Source organism: Stenotrophomonas sp. AS012628, assembly GCF_010608305.1.
Taxonomy (GTDB): Bacteria; Pseudomonadota; Gammaproteobacteria; order Xanthomonadales; family Xanthomonadaceae; genus Stenotrophomonas; species Stenotrophomonas geniculata.
In genome coordinates this window covers 132,421-158,901 of record NZ_VMBJ01000004.1, presented here as the reverse complement: position 1 = coordinate 158,901, position 26,481 = coordinate 132,421, and the positions used below count along the sequence as shown (strand labels likewise).

The window sequence follows — 26,481 nt, the reverse complement described above, 5'->3', positions numbered from 1 at the left end:
CTAATTCTTGTGCAGTCCAAGCTTGTCAAACAGGATGCGGTTGCGGCGCTCAGCATCCTTGATCAGCTTGTCGTAGGAGAGGATTTCGATATACCCGTTGCCAGTCGCCAAAGGGGAGAAGTACCCCTCGTTATCAGCAGTGCGGTGGTAACGCCCGAATACTTGGCGGTGCAAGGACGGTGTTAGGTCCGCGATGAGATAGCCGGTGTACCGCAGATTGGCGGGATTGATCTGGCGCCCATCAACGTCAGTCACTCCACCCTCAGCGATCTCTCGGAACCGCTGGATAACCTGATCGGCGGGGTCTTTGTCGTAGTTATCCCGCCCCGGCCTCTTGAACTCGATGATGACAACGCCCCCGCCTGGCAGGTTGCCGGCCTCTGCAACGCCAATAGGCGTGTCATAAAAGAAGGCAAAGATGTCCGGCTCGCGGCCAGAGGTATCGTCCAGCCCGGCGACGCTTTTCAACTTCTTGTCCGACGTAAGCAGGGTGTGATAGCACAGCCGCTCGTCAATCACCCAAAGGTTTTGTTGCTCGAAGAAGATGTCCTTCGAGGTTACGCCCATGGGGAAGATCATCTTGTGCAGGACTCTTTCGAGCGGGTACTTGTCGTCCGTGCGCTTCTTCTTGAGGCTGTTGTTCACCAAGTCAAGAATCGTCCGGCGGTGCGCGATATAGGCAGCGAGCTGCGCCTTGCCAATTTCGTTGGCTTTCTCCGCAATTTCCTGAAACTTCTCTTGGTACTGTTCAAAGGTTTCAGTCTCGAACAGAGCGGCGACATGTTTTGCCTCTTTACGGACGTCGTCCTCTATGTCGCGCTTCATGTGCAGAAGAGCTTCATCCAGCTTGTCTTCAGACAGGCCTGGCTGAATCTTTTGCTCGATTACCTCTTTGTAGCGAGGGTGCGTGAGCACTCTGTACTCGGGAGCTTGCTCAACAAACTTCTCGATCTGGGCGCGCTTCTCTTCGTTCGTTGACTTCAAGTCGTCCAAGAGCAGCGGCCGCAACGCCGCTGCGACACCTTGGTTCAGGGCGCGTCGGGAGACAAGAGTCTGCTCAAGCTCGGGCTCCTCATCGCTTTGGAAGGCGATGCGCGTGCGCTCTTGGTTGGCATGGTCGTCCAGGTACTCCCCGGTGACCAGCACGATCAGGGTATACGGCGCTTGGTCTTCGTCAATCAGCTTTTCGGGAAGCTCCGGAAGCAGGTCTCGAAGCTTGCTCGTGGTGACCTCGCGCCCGTTGGCGCACAAGTTGAGTTCGTGGCGCGAGCGTCCGTCTCGGTGACGATATGCCTGCAATGCAAATGTATGCCCCGAAACCTCGAAGAACTGTTCTTGGATGTGCGCCAGAACTGTTGACTGAAACAGAGCGTGCAAGTCAATCGGAGCGTGTCCCGGAGATTCCAGAGTCATCGGAGGGCAGGAGTGCGCCGCAAACCGGATCAGGAAGTGCGCGATGATACGTTCGGCGATGGTCTCGGGGTTGGTAGGCCATCCAGCGCGGAACTTGTCGTCCATGCCGCGCAAGGAGGTCTGCGTGCCGCAAGCTTCGTGGACTTCCGACGTGACATCTGCCCCCTTCAGTTCATCTTCGATGCTGAAGTCGAACTGGCGCAGCAAAGTCTTCCCATCGATTTTGAAGACGCTGCGGATGTGCACAGACGAAAAGACTTTTAGGAAGGTGAAGCGGCCGACACCTCGACCTCCAACCTTCACCTTTGACAGCGTGTGAGCTTCTTTGAACGAGGCCAGGTTTTTGTCGTTGAAGCCGACACCATCATCCACAACGTCGAAGCCATCCACGACCAGAGTTCCATCCCCAGCCTGATGGGCAAGATCATTGGAGGCCACCAGCTGGATGCGAATCGAATGATTGCTGAAGCCGTCATGATGCTCTTCGATCGCATCGACGGCATTCGAGACAGCCTCGTAAAGAGGCATCATTGCCTTGGCCTGGGAAAGCTCCAGTCGATCCACCAGACCTTTGATGTTCGCTTGCATTATTGATTTCCCCCCTGACCATGCTGCGCCAAGGCCGCCATCAAACGGCCTTTCACGGTTCGACAGTCCGTCTTGTTCTCGAAGACGCTGCGCGCCTGCTTGTTCCACTGCACGCCCTGGACAGAACTCACAAGACGGTCGCAAACAAGATCGACATCGCGCGAAATCGCTGTCAGTTCATCCTGAGTCAACGCCGACGTCGGTCCGTTCTGCAACTGAAGGCGGATGAAGATCACGTGTAGAACCAACCAGGCGCCGTGAGTGAGAATCTCACGAGCGGGGAGTGTCCCTGCTGGCAAGCCGGCGGGATCACCCTCGGCGGTGGCACGGGCGCGGACTTTCTCTACAACCACGCGGCCGATTTGGACTATCCGCCACATTTGCCTTGACGTGAGCGAGTCGGCGAAGAGCCGTTCGTAGGACTGACGTAAGGGGTCCGTAGCTGATACCAGCCCCTCCCGCCCAAACAGTTTCTTTTTGTCGGCCTTGGCAGCGGTCACGTAGTCCTGCCAGTCGTTCGTGGTTACGGTGCAAGCCAGGAACGGCGCAAGTTCACGTGCGCTGAAGCAGGTTGGCGATAGCGGCGGATCGTCCTCCCCCTGCTTAACCAGATAGGTGACTCCAGCCATCTGCAGGGTTTGCTGCCACATGGTCTGCCGCTCATCGAGCGCGGCAAAATCTTCCAGCTCTACGGCATTCTGGCGATTGCGCGATTGGGTAACTCGGTCGCCAAAGCCATCAGGCGCGTTCTCAAGACATACGAAAGTCGCCATGACTACGGTGGGATGAGCGTCGTAGTGGGCCTGTGGCTCGCGGGCGATTGCCCCAACTGTCTGTGCGCCGTTGATGATGGACAAACCGCGAATGCGAAACGTCCCAGTCTGCCGATGCGGATCGCGGGGATGCTGTTCCGTTATGGAGTCGCAGAGGAAGGTGACGCCGTTATTGAAGTAGAAGAAGTGCTGAGCTTCTTCCCGGAGTGTCTCGGTCAGCCCTGCATTGACGGTAGTCGTGCCCTTGAATCGGCGAATGTTCCGATCAACCAGATGTCCTTCGTGTGTCGCCCAAAGCTCGGCGAGCCGTTTGGCGTCAATGCGGCCGTAGAACGCCCGGTAGGGCTCCTGCATATGGCCGAAGTCCTTCAATTCGACTTCGGCTTCTATGGGCTGGGCCGAAACTCCGTCCAGATGCAGGTCATGCAGGGTCGTGAGCCCATAGGCATGGCACCGAAGAAAGCCCGGACTCGCGCCATTGAACGCGCGCTCCAAGTCGGCAAAGATGTGGCGCCGGTCATCGGACACCGCCGTGCCGGAGTAGGCCAGCACGACCTTGATCCTGCAGACACCACCGTTCAATGCATTGGTGATTGCCGCTTGGCGGTTCTGCAGGGCGTTGTTGAAACGGTTCCAGTGTCCTTGTAGGAGGTCGGTCACGCCATCCCGAAATTTGGATACATCCCCGAGTTCTGGCTCGCCGGTGCCCGACTCTTTGTATTTGGACTGGACTAGCCAGATCGTTTGATCCGTTGAAACGAATACCGAATCGATACCATGATCCTGGCCACCATCGATGCTAGCGGCCACGGCTTCATCCAGAGTGGCGCCAGCTTCTTCGTGCAGGACGAATGCCGCGATTGCCTTGGATAGAAAGTTGCTCCGCCGAGACTCTGGAGTGGTTCCCGTTCCGGTGATTCGGTCCGTGTAGTCCGCATCAAGTTTTTGGCACAGAAGATCAAGTTCGAGCGGTCGAGCGGGGACGTACGCCATCAGATCAACTCCCATTCGACGGTAAACAGCGTGCGCTCTTCGACCTGCTGTTGGAGTTGCACTTCAAGCTGACTGATCAAGTCGTTGCGCTGGGCTTCGACTTCGTCCTGCCGGGCAAACAGCTCGCGGCGCAGCTTGCTGCGCTTGCCTTCCAGTTCGCGCTGCTTCTTCTGCCATGACAGCTTTTCTTCCAGTGTCGGCGAGGTCGCGGCAGTGCGGCGTACCTCCTTGATCTCGCGGTCGGTCTCCTTGATCTCCTGCTCCAGACCCAGCTTGAGGTCATCCGCCCAGGAATCCAGCTTCTGGACTTCCTGCTCGAAATAGCCGAGGTTGCGCTCGTTGACGTCGCGCAGGAGTGCGGTCTTGCGGGCTTCCGCGTCTGCCAGCAGGGGGGCGTCAGGGGCATTGAACAGACTGGCCACCTGCGTGGTCGCAGGAAGGCGCAGCAGTTTCTCCGGGTCTTCTTCCGGGAGCACGACGCCGTCGGTCGTGCCCGCGGCAACCAGCAGATGTTGCTCCTGGTTCCCGAGTGTCTCGACCGAGATCAGCTTCACGGTGAGCCATCCGGCCTTGCCGCGATAGGTTTCGAGGGTGCTGATCTTTGACCCGTAGGCGTTGTAGTCGAAGACGAGACGAGCCCCGTCGAGTGCCCGAGCCTTGGCCTGCTCGATGCCCCATCGCGCCAACGGATGATTGATGCGGTATAGGTGCGCATCGCCGGAGCGGCGGGGCAATTCGTAGCGCCCCAGTTCGATGCCCGCAGGACCGGCATGCTCGATTCCAGGCGGTATGTGGCGGAGATCGAAGCCGTCGTCATCGAATGCCGCGCAATGGATCAGTTCGGCGCGAGTCAAGTCCATCAGCATCCGCTCGAAGTGGTTGCGCGCGTTGCGACTGTCGTCAGCGCGCATTCGCAGCTTTTCCTGCACCTCTTCATCAAAGTTCTCAAGCAATACCTGGCGCGTCTTGACCATCGCCTCGTTGATCTCACCTGAGAGGTCGAGCTGGAGTTGCTCGAAGCTGGCCTTGATTTCGCCCGAATCGCGGCAGTTCTGGTAGATGTCGGCAATGCGCCGCTCGAAGTCCACGCCGGAGCCAATCGCGCCGAGCACTTCGTCGCTGGCACCAAAAACACCGTCGAAAAGCTGGAATTTCTGCTCCAGCAGCTCGTACACGCGGGCATCGGCCTCATTGCTGCGATCGACGAAGTTGACCACGACCACGTCGTGCTTCTGCCCGTAGCGGTGGCAGCGGCCAATACGCTGCTCGATGCGCTGCGGATTCCAGGGCAGGTCGTAGTTGATGACGAGCGAACAGAACTGGAGGTTGATGCCTTCGGCCCCGGCCTCGGTGGCAATCATCACCGTGCCGCGCTCCTTGAAGTGCTCGACCAGTGCCGCGCGCGTGTCGGCGGTCTTGGAGCCGGTGATGCGGTCGGTGCCTTCGTGGCGTTTCAGCCAGTCCTTGTAGATGGCCTGCGCACGCGCATCGCTGTTGGTACCGTTGAACAGGACGATGCCATCGCCGTAGGGCGTGTCGGCCAATAGGCCGAGCAGGTACTCCTGCGTGCGCTTGGACTCGGTGAAGATGATGGCCTTCTTGGCCGCGCCCAGCCGATCCAGTTCAGCGAAGGCGCGGTCGAGAGCGGTGAGCAGTGCCTTGCCTTTCGAGTTGTCACGGATGCTGGTGGCTAGCGTCTTGAAGTGGCGCAGCTCGTCGATTTCGTTCGAAATTGCAGTGCGTTCTTCCTTACTGGGCCCTGCGGCATCCGGTTCTGGAGCGTCCTCGCCCTCGGCGAATTCCTCGGCCGTCTCGTCCAGCGATTCGTAGTCCTCGTCCAATTCCTCGGCCAAATCCATCACGGGCGACGCGTCGAGCACGCCCTGCAAGCGCTTGGCCATCGTCTCCAGCGCGCCCGCAATCGCATGCGTGCTGGACGCGAGCAGCTTCCACAGGACGAGCGAGATCAATTGCCGCTGGCTTTGCGGCAATGCCTGAAGATTTGGGCGGCGCAGGTAATCGGCGACGAGCCGGGAGAGTTCTTGTTCCTCGTTTGATGGAGTGAACTCCTGCACGATGGCCTTGCGCGCCGTATAGGAGACGTAGGGCTGCACCTGCTTGCGCAGGGTGCGCTTGCAGATGGGGGCCAGCCGGTCACGCAGGCTGCTGAAGGATTGCTCTCTGCCAGTGAATTGCGAGCGGAAGCTATCAAGGTCTCCAAACACGCGGTCATCGATGAAGCTGACCAGGCCATAGAGTTCGAGCAGCGAGTTCTGCAACGGCGTTGCGGTCAGGAGCGCCTTGGAGTGAACGCGCGACAGCGCATCCTTGAGTGTCTTAGCGATGACATTGCTGGTTTTGTAGACGTTGCGCAGGCGATGCGCTTCGTCGAGGACGACCAAGTCCCAGTCGATGTCCTTGACATCGTCAGCCTTGGCCTTCGCGAACTGGTAGGAGCAGATGATCGGACCCGAGGCGAACAGGAACGGGTTCCGTTGCTCCTGTTTGCGGATCGCGTTGTAGCTTTTGGCTTCGAGGATCAGCCCTTGCAGGCCGAACTTGTCCTGCAGCTCCTGGTGCCATTGCTTGCGCAGGTTCGCCGGAACGATGATGAGCATCTTCCGCCGCCGTTCGGCCCAGCGTTGGGAAATGACCAAGCCGGCTTCGATGGTCTTGCCAAGACCAACCTCGTCGGCGAGGATCACGCCGCGGGAGAGGGGGTTGCGGCAAGCGAAGAGCGCGGCCTCGACCTGATGGGGATTCAGATCGACTTGCGAATCGACCAAGGTCGAAGCTAGGGACTCCACGGAGTCGCCTGCTGCACGCCTAGTCAGTAGCCAAGCAATGTACTGGCTCTGATGTGGTGTCAGAAGCTGCTGTGATGACAACGGCGATCCTCCCCTTAGCTCCTCGCCGAGCGTGATTTGGCCGCTAGCCCGGCCGAACCTAGACGACCTTCGGCGCATTCTTGACGCTGTTAACGGTCCCCCAAGCATCGGTTCGGCCTCGAGTAAAGAACAGCGCCCATTGAAGATCGTCTGAGCGCCGAAGCGCTCCGTCCTCTGTAGGGCCGATACTCTTCGTTGTTTTCCGGCTTTAGGGAATGTCGTGACTTGCCGAATTCTACCAAAGGTTGGTGACGGATAGCCATCGGATGGATATCAATTGGGCGTCCGGAAGTTCGGATCCGAAACGTACAGTTGGGTCCATGTTGAGCGTGGAGACATCAGCTGCTAGAAACGCACGGAAGCGTAAGCAGGTTGAGCGCTGGGAGAGTTGCAAGGCCAGCCTGCGCGCCAAGGTCGAGCATCCCTTCCGGGTGATCAAGCGGCAGTTCGGTTACACCAAGATGCGTTACCGCGGTCTGGCCAAGAACACGGCGCCAGTGCTGACGTTGTTCTCGCTTTCCAACCTGTGGATGGCGCTCCGGCAATTGCTGCCGGCATAGGACAACTCTGTCCCGAGGTGTGGCAAGGGCACTTTGCGGGCTGAAGAACAGGGTAATTGCTCTCGTCTGATGGCGCCGGATCACTCCAGCGCCCCAAATTTAACGATCAGTGGTGATTATTCAGAGCATCCCTAGCACTTGCATGCCGCGAAAGATCGAATTCGGATGATCGAACTCCGTGCAGATTGTCATTACAATAATGATTCCTAACTCATCATGTGGCTACAGGGAGGTAGTGTGCCAAGCATTGAAGTTGAGCTCAGTCCGCCAGCGCTTTGGCAGGATTTTGAGCGACTTACACTCGACTACGCGAGGAGGACATGGGGGGATCCAGGTGCGGCAAGGAACGGGCGACAAGGTCAGAGCCAGGCTGGTGTCGACGTCTATGGAACGAATAATGACGCTAAGGAATTCACTGGAATCCAGTGCAAGAAAAAGGTTAACGCGACCGCTCCGTCAAAGCGATTGACTGTCAGTGAGATAGATCGCGAAATTGAGTGCGCAAAGACTTTCGCTCCAAAGCTTGATCGTTTTATTATTGCAACGACGGGTCCGCGAGATGGAGACCTGCAGGAGCATGTCCGCAAGGTCAATGGTTGCGGCCTTCCATTTCATGTTGGTTTACTTTTTTGGGACGACTATCAGGAATTTCTTAATAACCATGTCGATATGCTTGACCGGTACTACAGAGATATTGTGGATTATCGGAGGAGGTTCGGAGCCGACGTTCACTACCTTCTACTTGTCCAGAACTCATTTGAAAGGGCCGCGTTGAGGACTCCGTTTCATTGTGAGAACAGTGTTTCGAATTTCATCAAGGCAATATCTGACACGTGCAATGCGATCAGCACGGGACGGCAAGTGGATCTTCGTGGAAACGTCATTGATGAGGTTCGTCCACCCAGCCCCAAGCTCGACGGTACCAAGAAGGCTTTGAGGTTCCTGCAGAAGGTCCGTGACACTGCCACTGAAGCAGCGGCAGCGGGACTTCTCCTCCAAGAGGAGAACTGGATCGTAGTTCGATCTACAGAAATTTCTAAGCAGCTCAACAGCCTTAGGCAGCAGGCGATTGATGCCCTTAACGTAGAACTTCGCAGAAGAGGCCTGGAAGAGCTGGATTTCTCCTTGAGGTCTTAGAGCAATTTGCACTGCCTCGACCGCCTCTGCGACTGAGGGTTCTTGGCCGTGGGGTTGGCGCAGGCTGGATGCGATCGGGTATGGAAATCAACGCCCCGCTTCACTGCCTTGTCAGCGGTCAAGAGCAGTCGTAGATGTTTTGCTTTCTTCCAACCCTGATTAAGCACTCAAGTCGTCCTGGACGTTGAGACAGTCCTACGTCCGCTTCTGACCGAAAGCGGACAATGGATTCGTTAGCAGGCATCTACGCTGCCAAGGGAGATCACTCCGGCCGAACCTCGTGACAGGCCCACTCAACCAACCCCCGGCAAGCCAGAAACAGCCCATCAACAACCCCCTCATCCAAATGCCGCTCCGGGTCCGCAGCGACCCGGCAGCGGTCTGCGGCGTGCAGGATCTCCAGCACCGTCAGCGCGCCCACCATCGCGCGCTCGCTCTTCGCGAGGCTGACGCGGCGGCCGGGTGACACATCGGTTTCTGGCCACGGGTGCCCATCTGCGCCTTCACAGCCGCGCATGCGCTTGAGGATGCCGAGCAGGGAGTTCAGGTCGGGCAGGGGAGTGTCGTCGTTGATGGGCTCAACAACCGTGTACGAAGAGAAGGTGTCGGATTCGTTCATGGCGGCGGCTTCCGTGGCTGTGCTTAACAGGCGCCACCGCGAAGAGGTGGCGGACGGTGCGGGTTCCAAACCGGGACAGACAGTTGTCAATAACCGGCGGGTCCGAAGACCCCCACGCACCGCCCGCCATAAAGGCCGACGGATTGCCCGCCGGCACCGGTTAAGGACGGTGCCGACGGGCAAGCGTAAACAACTATCTGTCTCGGGTTTGGACGCCCGCTGCCACCCGTTGTCGGTGGCGCGCCATGGTGTTTACGCAGCCGCCTCGAATGCCAATAGAAATTTGCGAAGGAAACGCGGAATCCGAGAGCAGAGGACTATTGTTGCATGCACCATTCGTGCAGCCCGCGACGCCAGCAGACGCATTCGTGCCGCTGCTCTGCTGGTGGCGAATAAAAGTGGCGTAATCGCCTACGCCACAAGCGAATAGCGCGACAGCCTGCTTTGCAACAGTTCTTAGTCTGCTTCGGTAGGAAGTGGCACCCGACAGACCGGACACCCCGAAAATCGGTTCAAACCCGACACCGCCAACGAGCCTTCCGACTTCAACCAGCGCGATCCTCACCCGCATTCCCCACCAACAACTCAATCATCGCCCGCGCCGCCGCCGACTGCCGCCGATGCGGCGCATAGATCACCGAGAACGGCCGCGATCTTCCCCGCAGCTGCGGCAGCACTTCCACCAGTTGCCCACGCTGCAACCGCTCGCGCACGATGAATTCATAGCTCTGGCAGATGCCGATGCCCTGTTCGGCCAGTGACACCACGCCCAGCACATCGTCGGAAGTCTCGATGGACGAACGCGGCAGCCAGTCCACGTCGCGCCCGTCGTTGCGGAACACCCACGGCGCCAACCGCCCGGTGCGCGGCATCACGAAGGGCAGGCACAGGTGCTGCTGCAGGTCGTCCAGCGTCTGCGGCGTGCCGCGGCGCTGCAGGTAGTCCGGCGCGGCCACCAGCAGCAATGGGGCGTCTTCCAGTTTGCGCGCCACCAGCCCGCTGTCCGGCAGCTGGCCCAGGCGGATGGCCAGGTCGAAGCCTTCGGCCACCAGATCCACGTTGCGGTTGGTGATGTTCAGTTCCACCTGCACCTGCGGGTACTGCTGCGCAAAGCGCGCCAGCACGGGCGGCAGCCGGTAGTGGCCATAGGTGGTGGGCACGCTCAGGCGCACGCGGCCGGCCAGCGCACCGTCCTGGGCCAGTACATCGCGCTCGGCGTCGTCCAGCAGGCCGAAGGCGGTGCGCACCTGTTCCAGATAGAGCCGCCCAGCATCGGTCAGGCCCACGCGGCGGGTGGTCCGCTGCAGCAGCTGCCGGCCCAGCCGCGCTTCCAAGCGGGTGACCGCGCGGCTCAATACCGACGGCGTGGTGGACAGCGCCACTGCGCCCGCCGTGAACGAGCCGTGCTCAACCACCGCCAGGAACACCTCCACATCGCCCAGGTAGTCGAACTTGCGGCTCATTTAGCTCTCCGGGGAACAGATGTTTTGCGATGGGGCCAATTTATCGCCGCTGGGGCGATGAATAAAGTGGCCGCCATTCCCCCATAGGAGCTCCCCATGAACCTGATGACCCGGCTGGCCGCAGCGCTGGCCCTGACCCTGGCCGCCAGCGGCGCCCACGCCGCCAACGTGCTGGTGGTGCTGTCCGATGAAAACCACCTGGACCTGAAGGACGGGAAGGTGCTGTCCACTGGCTTCTATCTCAACGAGCTGATGCAGCCGGTCAAGCTGCTGCTGGACGCGGGCCACGAGGTGACCTTCGCCACGCCGCAGGGGCGGGCGCCGACGGTGGATGCGTCCTCTGTGACGCCGGCTTACTTCGGCAACGATGCCGCACAGCTGACGCTGCACAAGGAGCTGCTGGAGAAACTGGCGCTGACCTCGCCGACGGCCTCGCCGGTGGTGAGCCTGGCGCGCGTCGAACAGCAAGGCTATGCGCGGTTCGATGCGGTCTACATTCCCGGTGGCCACGCGCCGATGCAGGACCTGCTGAAGAGCCCGGCGCTGGGCCGGCTGCTGGCCGACTTCCACCAGCGCAACAAGACCACCGCGCTGGTCTGCCACGGGCCGGTCGCGCTGCTGTCCACGCTGCCGGATGCGGGTGGTTTCGTGGCGAAGTTGGAAGCCGGTGCGACGCCGGCCTCGCCGAAGTGGATCTACAGCGGCTACCAGATGACGGTGATCAGCAACCAGGAAGAAGAGCAGGCCAAGCCGTTGCTGGGCGGCGGTGAGATGAAGTTCTACCCGCAGACTGCGTTGCAAAAGGCGGGGGCGACGTTCAGCAGCAATGCCACGCCGTGGACCGGGCATGTGGTGGTGGACCGCGAGCTGATTACCGGGCAGAACCCGGCGTCGGCGCTGGAGGTGGGGCAGCGGTTGGTGGAGCGGTTGAAGTAGGCAGGTTCTGCATCGCATGCGGTGCCGTGGCACCATGGCGGACTGGCCTCGTCCCTTTGGGCGAGGCCGGTTTTCCACGGAAGCTCTTCACTACGACATGCGAACGTCCATCCGCTTCATTCTCTCCGCCCTGTGCCTTGGCCTGCTGTCTGGTTGCGCCAGCGGGCCGGATTACCACCATTCCAATCGCGAGATCACCAGCGCATTCGTGGCCGACGACGGCAAGCTGTACCTGCTGCCGGTCTATGACGAACCGATGCGCTTTGATGCGGCGCCGTTCCGTGATTACCGAGCGCTGATGGACAGCCCGCTGCGTGAGGCCGTGGTCTGCGCGCAGCTGTACTTCCGTGAGGACTGGCGCGTGCCGGCCGACAGGGCCAAGGTGCATGGCAGCTACGCGCTGCTGCTGCGGCCGGAGCAGGTGACACCGGAACAGGCGGCGCAGTTCAAGCTGGAGCGGTTGGAGATCAGCCCGCGGGTGGCCAAGGCCATCGATTCGTTGACGCGCCAGCCGTACATCCTTGAAGCCCGCACCCGCTACGAGCTGGCGGCCAACCCGGACTGCAATCTTTCCAGGCAGGGCGGCAGCTACTACAGCGCGCTGTTCGAGAGTGACGGCGAACGGGTGACGTTGCCGGATGTCGCGGTGCTGGCCGCGAAGGCGAAGCTGCCGCAGTCGATCACCGCGCGTGCTGAGCGGATCCGGCCGGACGATACGGACAAGCCCGGGGTTGGGACGGCGGCCGGGAAGGTGCTGGGCGCGGCGTTGATCCCTGTGGCGGTGCCGGTGTTTGTGTTGAGCCTGCCGTTCCTGGGGCCGGATCACTGGAAGTGAAAAGGCGTTGAGGGAGAGTCATCCACGTGTGGCGTGGATCTAGTCGGGCCTTGCAAGTGCCTGAACGTTCATCCTGGAGATCTGTGTGCCAAGCACGCTGGAAACTGTTTTGAAGACCGTAGGTTTCATTGTCCTCGCGGCACTTCCGTTGGTGATCCTCGGGTTCACCCTTCGGCGAATGTCAGCAACTGCTCGCTCGTCCGTGAAGTCTGGGCTGCGTTTGCATCCCCCTCGCCGGATTTCCGGAACGTCCATGACCTTGGTGATGGTGGATGGGAAAGAGGATCGCGAGCACTACTTCTTTGATACAGAATCCTTCTACCTGCGACGTGGGCCGGTGCCCACGGCGGTTCCGCTTGCGCAGATCACCTCAGTCACGCGAACGTCCGACAGGATCTACGGGCGCTATGTCTGGCAGGTGTGCTTCAGCAAAGCATCGGGCAGAAAGTGCGTGACGTTTACCAACAACCTGACGCTGTTCAACCGCGACTTCCTGCTCTTTCTGGAGGCGGTGCGGAAGGCCAACCCGCTCGCGACCGTTGAGCGGGCAGGCATCCGCTTCTAGCTGAGGGCCGACTTGAGGGTGTCAGTTAAAGCGGCGAGTCGGTAACGCTACACTGGCGGCCTACCCCCGATGGAAGCTCACCCATGTTCAGTGGAAAGGTTGCGGTGGTCACCGGTTCCACCAGCGGTATCGGTCTTGGCATCGCCACGGCGCTGGCGCGGCAGGGCGCGGACATCGTGCTGAATGGTTTCGGCGATGCGGCGGAGATCGAACGCATCCGTACCGGACTGGAAGCCGAGTTCGGCGTGCGGGTGGCGCATGACAGCGCCGACCTGTCCCGTGGCGAGGCGGTGCGTGGACTGATCGACCGTGCCGTCACGACGATGGGCCGCATCGACATCCTGGTGAACAACGCGGGCATCCAGCACACCGCGTCGATCGAGGAATTCCCGATCGACAAGTGGGATGCGATCCTGGCGCTGAATCTCTCGGCGGTGTTCCATGCAACGGCGGCGGCCTTGCCCCATATGAAGCAGCAGGGCGCTGGCCGCATCATCAACATCGCGTCGGTGCACGGGCTGGTCGGCTCGGTGAACAAGTCGGCCTATGTGGCGGCCAAGCATGGCGTGATCGGGTTCACCAAGGTGACCGCGCTGGAGAATGCGGGCACCGGCATCACCGCCAATGCCATCTGCCCGGGCTGGGTGCGGACGGCGCTGGTCGAGCAGCAGATCACCGCGTTGGCCGAGCGCGAAGGCACGGATCAGGAAACCGCCGCGCGTGCGCTGCTGGCTGAAAAGCAGCCGTCGTTGCAGTTCGTGACGCCCGAGCAGCTGGGCGAGATGGTGGTGTTCCTGGCCTCGGACGCTGGGGGGCAGATCACCGGCACGGCACTGCCCGTGGATGGGGGCTGGACGGCGCGTTAGCTGGCTGGCTGCGCCTTACGCTGCAGCATCGGCAGCGCCACCAGCGTTACCAGAATGGTGAACAGCACCAGCGACGAGCCGACCGTGCTGAAGCCCAGCCCGCCTTTTTCCAGCGGCTTGGTGAGCAGATCGCCGAAGGTCGCACCGAACGGGCGGGTGAGCACGAAGGCGATCCAGAACAGGATGACCCGGTTGATGCCCTTGATGCGGGTGGCCAGCGCGGTGAGCGCGATGAGGCTGCCGATCAGCAGTGCGCCGCCGGTGAAGCCCAACCCGGAATCGTCGGCAAGGAAATCACCCAGCGCGGTGCCGAGCGTGTTGGAGAACAGCACGGCGGTCCAGTAGAAGCCTTCGGCGCGGCGCGATGCGATGTTGCTGACCGAGATCGATTTTTCCGATATCCGCCAGGCCAGCAGCACCAGCGCCAGGCAGCCGGCCAGCAGGCTGGCGCCGGTGGCGTAGCCCAGGCCGAGCGTGCGGTCGATCAGGTCCGACATCGTCGTGCCGGCGGTGCTGGTGGCCAGCACCACCGACCAGAACAGCACCGGGTGGAAGCGTCGTGCCGACAACTGCATGCCCAGCAGGCCGGCAAAGATCGTCAGCAGGATGGCCGAGCTGGCCACGTAGCCCAGGTTGAGCGTCATCGACAGCAGATCGCCCGCAGTCTCGCCGAGGGTGGTGGCGGCAATCTTCATCACCCCGAAGCCAAGGGTGACCGCCGCCACCTTGCTGTGCAGGGAATCTGCGTCTGAAGCACGCATCGAACGTCGCCTGGGGAGCCTGCCGGTGATGCTCTGGCGGGCGGCGTCGGAGTGCGGTCGGAACCGGGTTCGGTGAGGGTGAGTGTGGGGTTGGCGTTCAGCCCGCGCTGGCGGGGGCCGAAAGGCGAGCCAGCAGGGCATCCCAGTCGGCAACGAAGCAGCCGTTGTGGCCGCGGTTGCATTCGGTGATCCAGGCGTCCAGCGATTCGCTCTGTGCGCGGTAGTCGCTGACATCGCCCAGCACGGCGAAGTGCAGGCGGTAGTTCACCAGCATCTGCAGCCATTGCCCGGCCATGCCGGAGCGCAGCTCGAAGAAGTCAGCCGAAAGGCGCTGCACCGGCACGGCAATCCACTCGGCCTGATGCCCGAGGGCATCGCCGACCAGATCGCGCAGGCCGTTGGCATCGAGTGCGGGGCCCTGCGGCGCGATGCGCAGGAGGCGGGTGGTGCCGAAGTGTTCAATGGAATCATTCATGCTGGAGGTTCTGCAGTTGACGCAGCCGGGCGAGGATGTCTTCGCGCAGGCCGGGGATGTAGTGATAGGCGTCTGCGAGCAGGGTGACGTCCGCCGCCGGGACGAGCCGCTTCATGCGTTCGGCGGCGGCAGGGGTGTCGATGAGGGCATCACGCGCGCCCATGACAAGGGCTGCCGGCGGATGCAACGCAGCCAGGCGCTCGTCGCTGAAGAGGGGAATGCGCAGCGGACGTGGCCGAACCTCGGCACGGATCAATGCCAGCAGGTCGAGCAGCGGCTGCGCACGTGCTGGTGCATGCAGTGGCGCGGGACCCATGACCGCGCGGCGCAGGCGCTCGCGTCCCCATCGGCCAAGCAGCAACAGTGGCAGCGCCTTGAGCAGGAATGCACGCTGGCGCCCGATACCCGAGGGGCTGACCAGGACCAGTGCGTTGACCCGGGCAGGCCTTCGCAGCGCGTAGTCCAGTGCCAGGAAGCCGCCGAACGACAGGCCCACGAATGCTGCGCTTTCCACGCCAAGTGCGTCGAGGACATCATCCAGCCATTGCGCATGCGCGTCGCTGTCCAGCGCAGGTTGCGTGCCTTCGCTGAGGCCCGGTTCGCCAATGATGTCGACGGCATGCACGCGGTAGTACTCGCTCCAACGTTCGGCATCGAACATCCAGCTGGCGGCATTGCTGAGGGTGCCATGCAGCAGCACCAGGGCCGGGCCGTGTTCCGGGCCGCAGCTGACCACAAATGTCGAACCGGCGCGGGTGGCGAGATGGTGCGATTCGTGTGGTACCGGCCAGTCCGAAAGCACCTGGCGATAGGCGGCAAGTACGTGCTGCGTGGGAATGCCGGGGCGCTGCCGCTTCATGCGCTGCGGTCCTGCAGCAGGCGCTGCAGGCTGACAAGCAGCGCTGCGGAACCCGCCAGGCCACCGATCACGATCAGCTTGAGCACATCGTGCTCAGGCGAATAGATCGTCTCCATGCGCAGCGGCTCATCGTCGGCCTCGCGGCCGGTGACGCGCGCATGCAGGGCACGGACCAGGTCGGCGGCACGTGCCGCACCGCATCCGGGAATATCCACCACTGTGGTCAGCTGTGGGCGCGCAGCGGAGGGCTCACGCACGGTGCCGGTGAACACGTCGAGGTCTTCAGCGGTGATGCGATAGGACTTGCCGATGCGGGTCGCGCGCAGTTGGCCGCTACGGATATGCCGCAGGACGGTTTTGGGGTGCAGGCTGAGCTGCTGGGCAGCCTGATCGACGGTTAGCAACGCGGGGGACATAACGGAACTCGAGAACCATGTGCTCCCTATTGTTCCATGAAATGCAATGTGGGGGAGCGATTGGGGATTGTGCGGCGACGGCGACAGCGGGCCATCTGCCCGGTGCCGCTCGCGCGGGCCAACCCTCCCGACGACTACGCCGGCTTCGCAAACACATCCAGCCCCTTGCCCGTCTCCAACAACGACTTCAGGCTGGACAGCACGATCGGCCAGCCCTGGCGGATGCCGGTATCCATGCCGCTGCCCGGTTCCAGCTCCTCATGGGTCACCGTCAGCCGCACCATGTCCTGGTAGGGCACGATGTCGAAGGTGACCCGGCTGTAGGCGTCCGGGTCGTCGGCCTGCGAGGCGGCGGCCCAGGTGATGACCAGCCGCGAGGGCGGGGTGCTTTCCACCACTTCGCCGACCAGCTCGACCGAGCGCGTTTCGTTGGCGCGCACGTGCTGCCAGCGCGAGCCGGGCTTCCAGTCCGAGACGTTCTCATGCCCCCAGTAGCGACTGGCGATCTCGGGGCGGGTGATGGCCTCGAACACCTTCTGTGGCGTGGAGGCGATATAGATCACGTGGATGAAGCGGGTAGTCTCTGCGGACATCGTCATTCTCCTTCCAGTTCGCGTTTCAGGTCATGCAGCAGGCTCAGGCGCTGCTGCTCGAACTTGCGTACCCAGCGCTCGTAGACTTCATGCAGCGGCACCGGGTTGATGAAGTGCAGCTTCTCGCGGCCACGGCGCACAGTGCTGATGAGGTTGGCGTCTTCCAGCAGGCCCAGGTGCTGGGTGACCGATTGCCGGGCCATGTCCAGGTGCTCGCACAGCTGGCCCAGGGTCTGGCCGTTGTCTTCGCAGAGCAGATCCAGCAGCGTGCGGCGCGTGGGATCGGCCAGTGCCTTGAAAACTTTGTCTGCGTCGCGCACGTGGTCTACCGCCATGGGGATGTCTTCAATTCCAGTTGTCGATCCTGACGTCGTGTGGGTTGGGCTGGGCCTTGCCGGTCTCCAGCAGCGCCTTCAGGCTCATCAGGAACACCGCCCACTTGGTGCTGCAGTGGAAGGTGAACTCGACGCGCTCTTTCCAGCCTTCATGGGTGAACAGCACGATGCAGTAATCGCCTTCCTGTTTCAGCGCGAAGCGCACGTGGGTACCGATCCATTCGGCGGGGCCGGCGAGGAACTTCCAGAGCACCAGCTCGCCGGGAATGAGCTGTTCCAGCTTCATTTCCATGGCGCCGATCTCCTGGCCGTTGTTCGTGAAACGCGCCTTGACCGTGCCGCCGACCTCGCGCTCGCCATGGGTGTCTTCAGCCCACCAGGCGGCCACGCCTTCGGGGGTGGCCAGGGCCTGGTACACCTGGCTTGCGGGGGCCTTGATGCCGACCCTGTGTGCGATATCCACCATTGCAGGTTCCTCGCGTGGGCAGGCAGGCGCCGCCCTTGGGATGGACTATATGCAGGCAAATGCCTGCATGTCAAATCCCGCCACGAATGCCCGCGTTTGGTAGTGCCGGCCGCTGGCCGGCATCCCGGTGGAGTTGGGTGCGTGCACTTGCCGGCCAGCGGCCGGCACTACCGGGGGCGATGCTTCAGTTCTCCTCGTCCTGCAGTGCTGCATGCAGTTTGTCGGTGATCTGCTGCAAGGCGGCCAGATCATCGGCGGAGAGATGGTCGAGAAAATACTGGCGGACGCCGGCGACGTGCACCGGGCGTGCGGCGCGCAACTGTGCGCGACCTTCCGCGGTCATGCGGATCACTACGACCTTGTCGGCGTCGGTATCGCGCTCGATCAGACCACGGCCGGCCATGCGGGTCAGCTGGTGCGAGAGGCGCGTCTTGTCCCATTCCAGGTAGTCCAGCAGTTCGCGCTGGCGGCGGCAGTGATCCTTGGACTGGCTCAGCTCCATCAGCACGATGAAGTCCGCTCTGGATAGGCCTGTGCTGCGGGTGATGTCCTGCACGATGCGGCCTGAGGTGATCTCGGCCATGCGCCGGAAGCCGCGCCAGGCGGCCCATTCGTCGGGTGTGATGCTGGGGGAGGTCATGGCACCACGTTGCCGGCTGAAGGTTGACATGTCAACCTTTCCAACATACGGTTGACGTATCAACTCATGTGAATTGCGCCATGGAGCACCCTCCCCGCATCGCCGTCATTGGCGCAGGCCCCGCTGGTCTGACCGCTGCGCTCATCCTGCATCGCGGCGGTCACCGCGTGAGCGTGTACGAGGGCGAAGCATCCGGGCAGCAGCGCACGCAAGGTGGCACGCTGGATCTGCACGACGATTCCGGGCAGGTGGCGCTGCAGCGCGCGGGCCTGCTGGAGGCCTTCCGTGCGGTCGCACGGCATGAGGGGCAGGAGGCGCGGATGGGCGACCCGTGGTCCGGGGAGATCACCACCGGCGGGTTCGGGCCGGAAGGGAGCAAGGACAAGCCAGAGATCGACCGCGGCGACCTTCGCCAGCTGCTGCTGGACGCGCTGCCGGCGGACACGGTGCAGTGGGGCCACAGCCTGACCGCGCTGGTATCTGCACAGGCGAACGGCCACGGCCTGCGATTCGCCAACGGCGTGCAGCGCGAGGCGGACATCGTGATCGGTGCCGATGGTGCGTGGTCGAAAGTGCGCGCGGCCTTGAGTACGTGCCAGCCGGTGCCCACCGGCATTACCTTCTTCGAAGGTTGGATCGCACAGCCTGCTGCGGACATCGCAGCGATGGTCGGGCAGGGCAGCCTGTTCTGCTTTGGCGGCGAGGAGGCCCTGTTCGTGCAACGCAACAGCCGCGATCGGCTCTGCGTGTATGCGGCGCTGAAGCGATCTTCCGAATGGCTTGATGCGCAGATCGCGCAGCACGGCATACGGACGCTGGTGACAGGCTGCTATACCGGGTGGGCCACGAACCTTCGGCGCCTGCTGGAGGCCTGCACGGACTTCGTGCGGCGGCCGATCTACAGCCTGCCAGCGGATTTTTTCTGGACCCCGCGCGATGGCGTGACCTTGATCGGCGATGCGGCGCATCTGATGCCGCCGGTGGGCGTGGGCGTGAACCTGGCGATGCTGGACGCGTCGGATGTGGCGATGGCGTTGTGCGCGCGGCCGGATGCGATCAGCGCGATGCGCGACGCCGAAGTGCTGGTGCGTGAACGCGCCCGCGCGCTGATGCCGGATGCGATCGAGGGGTTCCAGCGCTGGTTCATTACCGGAGGGGATGCTCCACGCGGTTGATGACCGCTCGAAGCATCGAGTCTGCATGCACCTGCGTCACTGGGTCGCAGGCGGGTTGAAGCATGCGGTACATCGGTTCGGCGCTAGAGTGGGGTGGACCAGCCCAGGAAGGAGCAGCGCATGTACTACAGCAGTGGCAACTACGAAGCTTTCGCGCGCCCGCGCAAGCCGGCCGGTGTGGATGGCAAACGCGCCTGGTTTGTGGGCTCGGGCCTGGCCTCGCTGGCCGGCGCCGCGTTCCTGGTGCGCGATGGGCGCATGGCCGGTGAACGCATCACCATTCTTGAACAGCAGCAGATTCCTGGCGGTGCGCTGGATGGCCTGAAGGTGCCGGAAAAGGGTTTCGTGATCCGTGGTGGCCGCGAGATGGAGAACCATTTCGAGTGCCTGTGGGACCTGTTCCGCTCGATACCGTCGCTGGAGATTGAAGATGCCAGCGTGCTGGACGAGTTCTACTGGTTGAACAAGGACGACCCGAACTATTCGCTGCAGCGCGCCACCATCAATCGCGGCGAGGATGCACACACCGATGGCCTGTTCACGCTGACCGAGCAGGCACAGAAGGACATCATCGCGCTGTTCCTGGCCACCCGTCAGGAGATGGAGAACAAGCGCATCAACGAAGTGCTGGGCCGCGACTTCCTGGACAGCAATTTCTGGCTGTACTGGCGCACCATGTTCGCGTTCGAGGAATGGCATTCGGCGCTGGAGATGAAGCTGTACCTGCATCGCTTCATCCACCACATTGGCGGGCTGCCGGACTTCTCCGCACTGAAGTTCACCAAGTACAACCAGTACGAATCGCTGGTGCTGCCGCTGGTGAAGTGGCTGCAGAACCATGGTGTGGTGTTCCAGTACGGCACCGAAGTGACCGACGTCGACTTCGATCTGCAGCCGGGCCGCAAGCAGGCCACGCGCATCCACTGGGTTCGTGACGGGGTGGCTGGTGGCGTAGATCTGGGCGCGGACGATCTGCTGTTCATGACCATCGGTTCTCTGACCGAGAATTCGGACAACGGCGACCACCACACTGCGGCACGCCTGAACGAAGGCCCCGCGCCGGCCTGGGACCTGTGGCGACGCATTGCCGCGAAGGATGCAGCGTTCGGGCGCCCGGACGTGTTCGGCGCGCACATTCCGGAAACCAAGTGGGAATCGGCGACGGTGACCACGCTGGATGCGCGCATTCCGGCCTACATCCAAAAGATCGCCAAGCGCGATCCCTTCAGCGGCAAGGTGGTGACCGGCGGCATCGTCAGCGTGCGTGACTCGCGCTGGCTGATGAGCTGGACGGTGAACCGCCAGCCACATTTCAAGAACCAGCCCAAGGACCAGATCGTGGTCTGGGTGTATTCGCTGTTTGTGGATACGCCCGGCGACTACGTGAACAAGCCGATGCAGGACTGCACCGGCGAGGAGATCACCCGCGAGTGGCTGTACCACCTGGGCGTGCCGGTGGAAGAGATCGACGAGCTGGCCGCGACCGGTGCGAAGACGGTACCGGTGATGATGCCGTACATCACCGCGTTCTTCATGCCGCGCCAGGCCGGTGATCGCCCTGACGTGGTGCCGGAAGGTGCGGTGAACTTCGCCTTCATCGGCCAGTTCGCCGAATCGAAGCAGCGCGACTGCATTTTCACCACCGAGTATTCGGTGCGTACGCCGATGGAAGCGGTGTACACGTTGCTGGATATCGAACGCGGCGTGCCGGAGGTGTTCAATTCCACCTACGACGTGCGCTCGCTGCTGGCCGCCGCCGGTCGTCTGCGCGATGGCAAGGAACTGAATATTCCCGGGCCTGCGTTCCTGCGCAACCTGCTGATGAACAAGCTGGACAAGACCCAGATCGGTGGCCTGCTGCGCGAGTTCAAGCTGGTACAGGAGGACTGAGCGGGGCGTGGGTAGCGCCGGGCCACGCCCGGCGAGTCCAACAGGGGGAGTTGACAGCGCCTCAACCTACTAGTAGGTTGGCGGCATGAAAGAGTCGCTCTCGCCCAAGGCCCAGGAGATCCTGGCCCACGCCCGTTCGCTGCTGGAGGCCGGTGGCTACAACGGCTTCAGCTACGCCGACGTGTCGGCGCGGGTGAACATCAGCAAGGCCAGCATCCACCACCATTTCCCAAGCAAGGTGGATCTGGTGCGCACGGTGGTTGAGCTGTACCGGGCCGAGGCGCGTGAGGGCCTGGCGCTGCTGGACCGGCAGCTGGGCGACCCGCTGCAGGAGCTCAACGCCTATGTGGACTACTGGTCCAGCTGTATCGCCGGTGGCACGTCTTCGTTCTGCATCTGCGCGATGCTGGCGGCAGAGGCACCGATGATCCCTGCGGAGATTGCCGAAGAAGTACGCGGGCATTTCGAGGATCTGAGCGGGTGGCTGACGGTGACGCTGGAGAAGGGCGCCGCGCAGGGCCAGTTGCGCCTGCAGGGCTCGGCGGCGGACGAGGCGAAGGCCTTCATGTCGTCGGTACATGGCGCGATGCTGGCCGCGCGCGGTTTCGCCGATGCGGCGACGTTCGCGGCACTGGCGCGGTTGGCCATTGCGCGGGTGAGCGCGACTGCCTGACATGACTGTGGTGGGGCCCGCGGCGACGCGGGTCATTTTTTGAATCACGCACCTACCAACTAGTAGGTTTATTTAACTCTGGAGATGTTCCATGTCGCACTCTCTGTCCACGCTGGGCGTGTTCCATACCGTTGTCAGCCTGATCCCGGTCCTCAGCGGCCTGTATGCCTTCATTCGCCATTGCGCAATCGACCCTGCAACACGCTCGGGCAAGCTGTACCTGGCGGGACTGGTGCTGTCTGTCGCTACCTCATTCACCGTCTCCAGCACGGGCGGGATCAACCCGGGCCACGCATTCGGGGTGATCGTGCTGCTGGTGGCATTCGGCGGCGTGCTGGCCGCGCGGCTGCGCTGGCTGGGGCGCGCAGCGCGTTACCTGTCGACCTTCGCGCTGTCGTTCAGTTTCCTGTTGTCGCTGGTGCCCGGCGTCAATGAAACGCTGACCCGCTTGCCGGCAGCGCATCCGATTGCTGCGGCGCCGATGGCCCCGGTGGTGCTGCAGACGCTGCTGGGATTGGCTGTGGTGTTTGTGATGGGCTTTGCCGCGCAGTGCTGGCGGATCCATCGGCGCACCACCACGTTGTAAGCGATGCAGGCCCGCAGCACGAAGTACCGCTGAATCAGCAGCCCACCAGCCGATCCGCGCCAATACCGCCGCGATGCTGGCTGCGGTACTCGGTAGGGCTCGCATCGACCTGGCCACGGAAGTGACGACGGAACGATTCCTGCGAACCAAAGCCAGCCTGTTCTGCGATCCACTGCAGCGGCCGGTCGGTGGTTTCCAGCAGCTCACGGGCGTAGGCCACGCGCTCGCGGATCAGCCAGTCGATCGGCGACAGGCCCGTGGCCTCCAGGAACTGCCGCTGCAGGGTGCGCTGGCTGAGGGCCGCCTGCTCGGCGAGGCTGCCCAGTGAGTGTGGCTCGCGCAGGTTGCGGCGCATCCATTCCATCAGCTTTGCCAAGCGCGTGGGCTCGCCATGGGGAATGGCGCGGCTGACGCGCTGGCTGCGTTCGGCATCGCGCCATGGCGCCAGTACCAATCGCTCGGCCACCAGGTTGGCCACGCGCGCGCCGTAATCCTTGCGCACCATGTGCAGCATCATGTCCATGCCGGTGGCCGAGCCGGCCGAGGTGATGATGCTGCCGGTGTCTACATACAGTGCATCTTCGCGCACATCGATGCGCGGGAACTCGCGTGCGAGCGCTTCGGTGAGGCGCCAGTGGGTGGTGGCCTGGCGACCGTCGAGCAGCCCGGCCCAGGCCAGCACGAACGCACCGGAGCAGATCGAGGCGATGCGCGCGCCGCGTGCGTGGGCACGGTTGAGCGCATCGAGCAGTGCCTGCGGCGGGCGTTCGCTGGGTTCGCGCCAACCGGGGATGACGATGATGTCGGCGTCATCAACCGTGCTGAGATCGCAGGGCAGCTGCACCTGCGCATTGCCGAGCATGCGCAGTGCGCCGGGCTCGCCTGCGCATAGCTGGGTGCGGTACCAGGCCACGCCGAGCTCGGGTCTTATCGGCGCGAACAGGCCCACCGCACAGCCGAATTCGAACAGCCCCTGGCCGTGGCAGGCGACGATGGCAACGAGCGGCGCGGCGGGATCGGCGGGTGGGCTGGGCATGGCTTGATGCTACGGGTGCAGATGCATGGCGCTGAGTGGTGCGCGGGCATGAGGTGATGCCGGCCAGGCATATGGAGCGGTCGCTCCCCTCTTGTAGAGCCGAGCCCACGCTCGGCTCAATACCGGCAGGGGGGATGCATCTGACGCCGTCACGAAGAGCAGCCGAGCGTGGGCTCGGCTCTACAGACAGCAGTGCACCGGCAATGCCACCTAACCTCATTACCAGCGGTCATGTGGGTGGCCGGATATGACGGTTGGGTGACGTGATCCCGCCTGTCGCGCCAGGTGAACAGGCTCTTGAATGGAAGCGTGTTTTCGGCCCACCCCCACGAGCCCCCATGCCTGCCGCCCACACCCCTGTCCTGAGCACTCTCGCTGTTCTGATCACTGCTATCCTCGCCGCGTCGCCCGCCCATGCGGCGGAAGCCGATGCTGATCCTGCCGCCACCGCCGCGACGGCCAACGTGGCAGCGTCCACGCTGGATGCGGTGGTGGTCACCGGTTCGCGCACCAGCACGCGCACGGTGAAGAACAGCTCCACGCCCATCGATGTGATCTCCGCCGAGGACCTTGCCGCGACCGGGCAGGGCAACCTGCTGGAAGCGTTGCAGCGTGCGCTGCCGTCGCTGAGCCAGATCGGTGGCTACCAGAGCGACCAGGAAAGCCTGATCCGTGGCTACCAGCTGCGCAACCTGTCGCCGGGCTACACGCTGGTGCTGGTGAACGGCAAGCGCCGCAATGCCAGTGCCTATGTGAGCGGTGCCAATGGGGGCGGCTTCCCAGGCCATGCGTGGGCGGACCTGGCGTTGATTCCGGTGTCGGCCATCGATCACGTGGAAGTGCTGCGCGATGGTGCGTCTGCCATCTATGGCTCCGATGCGATTACCGGTGTGGTCAACGTGATCCTGAAGTCGCAGGCGCACGGTGGCGAGCTCGCCGTGGAAAGCGGGCAGAGCATTGATGGCGATGGCTCGCGAACCAGCGTGCGTGCCAACGTGGGCCTGCCGTGGGGCGCCGATGGCTTCGTCAACCTGTCCGGCGAGACCACCCGCCAGCATCATGCGATCCGCACCCGCCGCTACATCGATGGCTATCTGAGCTACCCGGCGGTGGATGGCAGCGGCAATCTGGTGGCGCTGCGGCCGAACAATCGATTGCCGGCCGGCGCATCGCCGAACCCGGCCGAGGCCAACCGCAATGCCGAGGCCAACATCATCCTCAGCTCGCCGTCGTATGCGCTGAAGGCCTTCGCGGTGAACGTGGGCCATGGCCTGCGCGAAAGCGCGCAGTTCTACGCTAACGCTACGGCCAGTGACCGCACCGCGCAGGCGATCCAGAACTTCCGTCTGCCGGCGACCATCTTCACCACCTACAAGGCACCCGGCGTGCTGAGCGTGTTCCCGGATGGCTTCCTGCCGGTGCTGGAAACCAAGGAGAAGCAGTACACCGGCACCGCGGGCGTGAAAGGCCAGATCGCGGGCTGGGACTACGACGCCAGCCTGACCGGCAACCGCAGCACGGTGCGTACCTATACGCGCAACTCGGTGAACTACTCGCTGCCATACCCCGGTTCGCCTACCGACTTCTACGACGGCAAGCTGGACTACCAGCAGGGCATCGCCAACCTGGACCTGCGCCGTGGCTTCGAGGTGGCCGCGTTCGCCTCGCCGCTGGAAGTGAGCGCGGGCGCCGAGTACCAGCATGAACAGTATGAACGCGGGGCCGGGCAGTGGGAGTCGTATACCGGCTTTGGTGCTGCGGCTTTCGTCGGCTATTCCACTGCGGACGCGGTGAAGGCTACCCGCAACAGCAAGGCGGTCTATGTGGGCGCGGCCACCAACGTCACCTCGCGCTGGTACCTGGATGCGGCCGCGCGCTGGGAAGACCATTCCGACTTCGGCAGTGTCTCCACGGGCCGCCTGACCACGCGCTTCGACGTCACCGATGCGCTGGGTGTGCGGGCCACGGTCAGCAACGGCTTCCATGCGCCCAGCCTGGGTGCGCAGTTCTACCAGGCCACGGGCAGCTGCCCGTGCGGCACCACGCTGGTGGCACAGGTGTCGTCGCAGGCGGCGATCGCACTGGGTGCCACGCCGCTGAAGCCCGAGAAAGCCACCAACTACAGCCTGGGCGTGACCTGGGACCCGAGCCCGGCGTTCCACCTGGCCGTGGATGCGTACCAGATCGATATCCGTGGCCAGCTTGGGCAGTCCAGCCAGATCGGCTACAACGCACAGGATCCGGCGCGCATCACCGACAACAGCGGCACGGTGCTGAGCGCAGCGCAGAAGAACACCATCGATGCACTGCTGGGGTCGGCCGGCATCAGCATCCTGCCGGGTGATGCGTTCTACGCGAGCTACTTCACCAACGTGGGCAATACCCGCACACGCGGCGTCGAGCTGACCCTGGAAGCGAACCAGGAGACCGCGTGGGGCAAGCTGCGCTGGAGCTACGCGGCCAACGTGGGGCGCACCACCATCCAGAAGGTCAGCGACATTCCAGGGGCGCTGCAGGGGCTGCCGAACATCAACCTGCTGACCAGGACCAGCGAATACGCACTGCGCTTCCGCACGCCGAGCTATACGCAGGTGGCCGGCCTGGGGTGGCAGAACGGGCGCTGGCGCTCGAATGTCGACTTCACCTACTACGGCCCGATCAAGCGCCTGAACAACGGCGTGGAGTACAAGCAGCCGCCCGTGCTGGTGACCAACCTGTCCGGTGCCGTGGAACTGGGGGCGGGCTGGAGTGCGGCGCTGGGCATCAACAATGTGTTCGACAAGCGCACCCGCAAGGTGCCCGAGTACGCACGCAGTGCCACCGATGTGGCGAGCATCGAGACGACGTGGGATTCGGGCGACGTGCTGAGCCGCATCGGGGCGTTCTGGTACGGGCGGATCAATTACCGGTTCTGATCTGGAGCAGTCGAGCATGGCTCGA

The 26,481-nt window shown here is 62.9% G+C and carries 24 protein-coding genes and 1 pseudogene; 11 read left to right on the top strand and 14 right to left on the bottom strand.

Annotated elements, in window-relative coordinates:
- Genes G5A07_RS03975 through G5A07_RS03965 form a run of 3 tightly spaced genes read right to left on the bottom strand, consistent with a single transcriptional unit; the run spans position 1 to position 6,655 of the window.
- The gene (locus tag G5A07_RS03975; protein WP_191862876.1) at positions 1-2,001 is read right to left on the bottom strand and encodes an ATP-binding protein; all 2,001 of its coding nucleotides are present in this window, start codon (positions 1,999-2,001) and stop codon (positions 1-3) included.
- A complete protein-coding gene (locus G5A07_RS03970; RefSeq protein WP_191862875.1) occupies positions 2,001-3,767 on the bottom strand; it encodes an AIPR family protein in 1,767 nt (588 codons plus the stop codon). Before G5A07_RS03970 ends, G5A07_RS03975 begins: the two co-directional genes overlap by 1 nt.
- A complete protein-coding gene (locus tag G5A07_RS03965; RefSeq protein WP_191862874.1) occupies positions 3,767-6,655 on the bottom strand; it encodes an SNF2-related protein in 2,889 nt (962 codons plus the stop codon). The genes G5A07_RS03970 and G5A07_RS03965 overlap by 1 nt, the downstream gene beginning before the upstream one ends.
- Before the next feature lie 302 nt (positions 6,656-6,957).
- Between G5A07_RS03965 and G5A07_RS03960 the strand changes: the two are divergent.
- Positions 6,958-7,215, top strand: a pseudogene (locus G5A07_RS03960) (transposase); the annotation flags it as partial.
- A 237-nt stretch (positions 7,216-7,452) separates the two neighbouring features.
- Positions 7,453-8,352, top strand: a complete 900-nt coding sequence (locus G5A07_RS03955; protein ID WP_191862873.1) for a hypothetical protein — start codon at positions 7,453-7,455, stop codon at positions 8,350-8,352.
- A 262-nt stretch (positions 8,353-8,614) separates the two neighbouring features.
- Here the strand turns inward: G5A07_RS03955 and G5A07_RS03950 are convergent, their stop codons facing one another.
- Positions 8,615-8,971 (bottom strand): hypothetical protein, encoded by a 357-nt coding sequence (locus G5A07_RS03950; protein WP_191862872.1) that lies wholly within the window; start codon positions 8,969-8,971, stop codon positions 8,615-8,617.
- A gap of 545 nt (positions 8,972-9,516) precedes the next feature.
- Positions 9,517-10,434 (bottom strand): LysR family transcriptional regulator, encoded by a 918-nt coding sequence (locus G5A07_RS03945; protein ID WP_191862871.1) that lies wholly within the window; start codon positions 10,432-10,434, stop codon positions 9,517-9,519.
- Positions 10,435-10,530: 96 nt separating this feature from the next.
- Between G5A07_RS03945 and G5A07_RS03940 the strand changes: the two genes are divergently transcribed.
- The 4 genes from G5A07_RS03940 to G5A07_RS03925 all read left to right on the top strand — a co-directional run bounded on the left by G5A07_RS03940 (position 10,531) and on the right by G5A07_RS03925 (position 13,636).
- A complete protein-coding gene (locus tag G5A07_RS03940; protein ID WP_191862870.1) occupies positions 10,531-11,370 on the top strand; it encodes a type 1 glutamine amidotransferase domain-containing protein in 840 nt (279 codons plus the stop codon).
- 97 nt (positions 11,371-11,467) lie between these two features.
- A complete protein-coding gene (locus tag G5A07_RS03935; RefSeq protein WP_191862869.1) occupies positions 11,468-12,205 on the top strand; it encodes a hypothetical protein in 738 nt (245 codons plus the stop codon).
- Positions 12,206-12,458: 253 nt separating this feature from the next.
- Positions 12,459-12,770 (top strand): hypothetical protein, encoded by a 312-nt coding sequence (locus G5A07_RS03930; protein WP_191862868.1) that lies wholly within the window; start codon positions 12,459-12,461, stop codon positions 12,768-12,770.
- A gap of 83 nt (positions 12,771-12,853) precedes the next feature.
- Positions 12,854-13,636: a 3-hydroxybutyrate dehydrogenase gene (locus G5A07_RS03925; RefSeq protein ID WP_191862867.1), complete on the top strand. Its 783-nt coding sequence runs from the start codon at positions 12,854-12,856 to the stop codon at positions 13,634-13,636.
- On the opposite strand, the gene G5A07_RS03920 is transcribed toward G5A07_RS03925, so the two are convergent.
- The 8 genes from G5A07_RS03920 to G5A07_RS03885 all read right to left on the bottom strand — a co-directional run bounded on the left by G5A07_RS03920 (position 13,633) and on the right by G5A07_RS03885 (position 18,181).
- Entirely contained in the window at positions 13,633-14,397 is a 765-nt protein-coding gene (locus tag G5A07_RS03920; RefSeq protein WP_191862866.1) for a hypothetical protein, read from the bottom strand. The two genes, G5A07_RS03925 and G5A07_RS03920, sit on opposite strands and share 4 nt — an antisense overlap.
- A 97-nt stretch (positions 14,398-14,494) precedes the next feature.
- Positions 14,495-14,872: a DUF4180 domain-containing protein gene (locus tag G5A07_RS03915; protein WP_191862865.1), complete on the bottom strand. Its 378-nt coding sequence runs from the start codon at positions 14,870-14,872 to the stop codon at positions 14,495-14,497.
- Complete coding sequence (locus tag G5A07_RS03910; protein WP_191862864.1) at positions 14,865-15,731, bottom strand: alpha/beta fold hydrolase; 867 nt, start codon at positions 15,729-15,731, stop codon at positions 14,865-14,867. The genes G5A07_RS03915 and G5A07_RS03910 overlap by 8 nt, the downstream gene beginning before the upstream one ends.
- Entirely contained in the window at positions 15,728-16,147 is a 420-nt protein-coding gene (locus G5A07_RS03905; protein ID WP_043397067.1) for a helix-turn-helix domain-containing protein, read from the bottom strand. Before G5A07_RS03905 ends, G5A07_RS03910 begins: the two co-directional genes overlap by 4 nt.
- A 134-nt stretch (positions 16,148-16,281) precedes the next feature.
- The gene (locus G5A07_RS03900; RefSeq protein WP_191862863.1) at positions 16,282-16,740 is read right to left on the bottom strand and encodes an SRPBCC family protein; all 459 of its coding nucleotides are present in this window, start codon (positions 16,738-16,740) and stop codon (positions 16,282-16,284) included.
- Positions 16,741-16,742: 2 nt separating this feature from the next.
- Complete coding sequence (locus G5A07_RS03895; protein WP_099529753.1) at positions 16,743-17,075, bottom strand: metalloregulator ArsR/SmtB family transcription factor; 333 nt, start codon at positions 17,073-17,075, stop codon at positions 16,743-16,745.
- Positions 17,076-17,085: 10 nt separating this feature from the next.
- The gene (locus G5A07_RS03890) at positions 17,086-17,541 is read right to left on the bottom strand and encodes an SRPBCC domain-containing protein (protein ID WP_191862862.1); all 456 of its coding nucleotides are present in this window, start codon (positions 17,539-17,541) and stop codon (positions 17,086-17,088) included.
- Between the two features lie 184 nt (positions 17,542-17,725).
- Positions 17,726-18,181, bottom strand: a complete 456-nt coding sequence (locus G5A07_RS03885; RefSeq protein ID WP_191862861.1) for a MarR family transcriptional regulator — start codon at positions 18,179-18,181, stop codon at positions 17,726-17,728.
- 80 nt (positions 18,182-18,261) lie between these two features.
- Here G5A07_RS03885 and G5A07_RS03880 point away from each other — a divergent pair, with 80 nt between their 5' ends.
- The 4 genes from G5A07_RS03880 to G5A07_RS03865 all read left to right on the top strand — a co-directional run bounded on the left by G5A07_RS03880 (position 18,262) and on the right by G5A07_RS03865 (position 22,505).
- Positions 18,262-19,356 carry an NAD(P)/FAD-dependent oxidoreductase gene (locus tag G5A07_RS03880; protein WP_191862860.1) on the top strand — a complete coding sequence of 365 codons (1,095 nt, stop codon included), beginning with the start codon at positions 18,262-18,264 and terminating at the stop codon, positions 19,354-19,356.
- 120 nt (positions 19,357-19,476) lie between these two features.
- Positions 19,477-21,246 carry an oleate hydratase gene (locus tag G5A07_RS03875; RefSeq protein WP_191862859.1) on the top strand — a complete coding sequence of 590 codons (1,770 nt, stop codon included), beginning with the start codon at positions 19,477-19,479 and terminating at the stop codon, positions 21,244-21,246.
- A gap of 85 nt (positions 21,247-21,331) precedes the next feature.
- A complete protein-coding gene (locus G5A07_RS03870; protein ID WP_088480412.1) occupies positions 21,332-21,919 on the top strand; it encodes a TetR/AcrR family transcriptional regulator in 588 nt (195 codons plus the stop codon).
- A gap of 91 nt (positions 21,920-22,010) precedes the next feature.
- Positions 22,011-22,505: a hypothetical protein gene (locus G5A07_RS03865; RefSeq protein ID WP_049410872.1), complete on the top strand. Its 495-nt coding sequence runs from the start codon at positions 22,011-22,013 to the stop codon at positions 22,503-22,505.
- A gap of 34 nt (positions 22,506-22,539) precedes the next feature.
- Here G5A07_RS03865 and ftrA read toward each other — a convergent pair whose 3' ends face one another.
- A complete protein-coding gene (gene ftrA / locus G5A07_RS03860) occupies positions 22,540-23,541 on the bottom strand; it encodes a transcriptional regulator FtrA (protein WP_191862858.1) in 1,002 nt (333 codons plus the stop codon).
- Between the two features lie 338 nt (positions 23,542-23,879).
- On the opposite strand from ftrA, the gene G5A07_RS03855 reads away from it, so the two are divergent.
- On the top strand, positions 23,880-26,456 hold the full coding sequence (locus G5A07_RS03855) for a TonB-dependent receptor (RefSeq protein WP_191862857.1): 2,577 nt from the start codon (positions 23,880-23,882) through the stop codon (positions 26,454-26,456).
- Positions 26,457-26,481 lie beyond the last annotated feature (25 nt).

Excerpts from the sequence above, each read along its gene's own strand:
- G5A07_RS03975 (WP_191862876.1), bottom strand. The coding sequence starts at position 2,001 with ATGCAAGCGAACATCAAAGGTCTGGTGGATCGACTGGAGCTTTCCCAG.
- G5A07_RS03970 (WP_191862875.1), bottom strand. The coding sequence starts at position 3,767 with ATGGCGTACGTCCCCGCTCGACCGCTCGAACTTGATCTTCTGTGCCAA.
- G5A07_RS03950 (WP_191862872.1), bottom strand. The coding sequence starts at position 8,971 with ATGAACGAATCCGACACCTTCTCTTCGTACACGGTTGTTGAGCCCATC.
- G5A07_RS03945 (WP_191862871.1), bottom strand. The coding sequence starts at position 10,434 with ATGAGCCGCAAGTTCGACTACCTGGGCGATGTGGAGGTGTTCCTGGCG.
- G5A07_RS03940 (WP_191862870.1), top strand. The coding sequence starts at position 10,531 with ATGAACCTGATGACCCGGCTGGCCGCAGCGCTGGCCCTGACCCTGGCC.
- G5A07_RS03935 (WP_191862869.1), top strand. The coding sequence starts at position 11,468 with ATGCGAACGTCCATCCGCTTCATTCTCTCCGCCCTGTGCCTTGGCCTG.
- G5A07_RS03930 (WP_191862868.1), top strand. The coding sequence starts at position 12,459 with ATGACCTTGGTGATGGTGGATGGGAAAGAGGATCGCGAGCACTACTTC.
- G5A07_RS03925 (WP_191862867.1), top strand. The coding sequence starts at position 12,854 with ATGTTCAGTGGAAAGGTTGCGGTGGTCACCGGTTCCACCAGCGGTATC.
- G5A07_RS03920 (WP_191862866.1), bottom strand. The coding sequence starts at position 14,397 with ATGCGTGCTTCAGACGCAGATTCCCTGCACAGCAAGGTGGCGGCGGTC.
- G5A07_RS03915 (WP_191862865.1), bottom strand. The coding sequence starts at position 14,872 with ATGAATGATTCCATTGAACACTTCGGCACCACCCGCCTCCTGCGCATC.
- G5A07_RS03910 (WP_191862864.1), bottom strand. The coding sequence starts at position 15,731 with ATGAAGCGGCAGCGCCCCGGCATTCCCACGCAGCACGTACTTGCCGCC.
- G5A07_RS03905 (WP_043397067.1), bottom strand. The coding sequence starts at position 16,147 with ATGTCCCCCGCGTTGCTAACCGTCGATCAGGCTGCCCAGCAGCTCAGC.
- G5A07_RS03900 (WP_191862863.1), bottom strand. The coding sequence starts at position 16,740 with ATGTCCGCAGAGACTACCCGCTTCATCCACGTGATCTATATCGCCTCC.
- G5A07_RS03895 (WP_099529753.1), bottom strand. The coding sequence starts at position 17,075 with ATGGCGGTAGACCACGTGCGCGACGCAGACAAAGTTTTCAAGGCACTG.
- G5A07_RS03890 (WP_191862862.1), bottom strand. The coding sequence starts at position 17,541 with ATGGTGGATATCGCACACAGGGTCGGCATCAAGGCCCCCGCAAGCCAG.
- G5A07_RS03885 (WP_191862861.1), bottom strand. The coding sequence starts at position 18,181 with ATGACCTCCCCCAGCATCACACCCGACGAATGGGCCGCCTGGCGCGGC.
- G5A07_RS03880 (WP_191862860.1), top strand. The coding sequence starts at position 18,262 with ATGGAGCACCCTCCCCGCATCGCCGTCATTGGCGCAGGCCCCGCTGGT.
- G5A07_RS03875 (WP_191862859.1), top strand. The coding sequence starts at position 19,477 with ATGTACTACAGCAGTGGCAACTACGAAGCTTTCGCGCGCCCGCGCAAG.
- G5A07_RS03870 (WP_088480412.1), top strand. The coding sequence starts at position 21,332 with ATGAAAGAGTCGCTCTCGCCCAAGGCCCAGGAGATCCTGGCCCACGCC.
- G5A07_RS03865 (WP_049410872.1), top strand. The coding sequence starts at position 22,011 with ATGTCGCACTCTCTGTCCACGCTGGGCGTGTTCCATACCGTTGTCAGC.
- ftrA (WP_191862858.1), bottom strand. The coding sequence starts at position 23,541 with ATGCCCAGCCCACCCGCCGATCCCGCCGCGCCGCTCGTTGCCATCGTC.
- G5A07_RS03855 (WP_191862857.1), top strand. The coding sequence starts at position 23,880 with ATGCCTGCCGCCCACACCCCTGTCCTGAGCACTCTCGCTGTTCTGATC.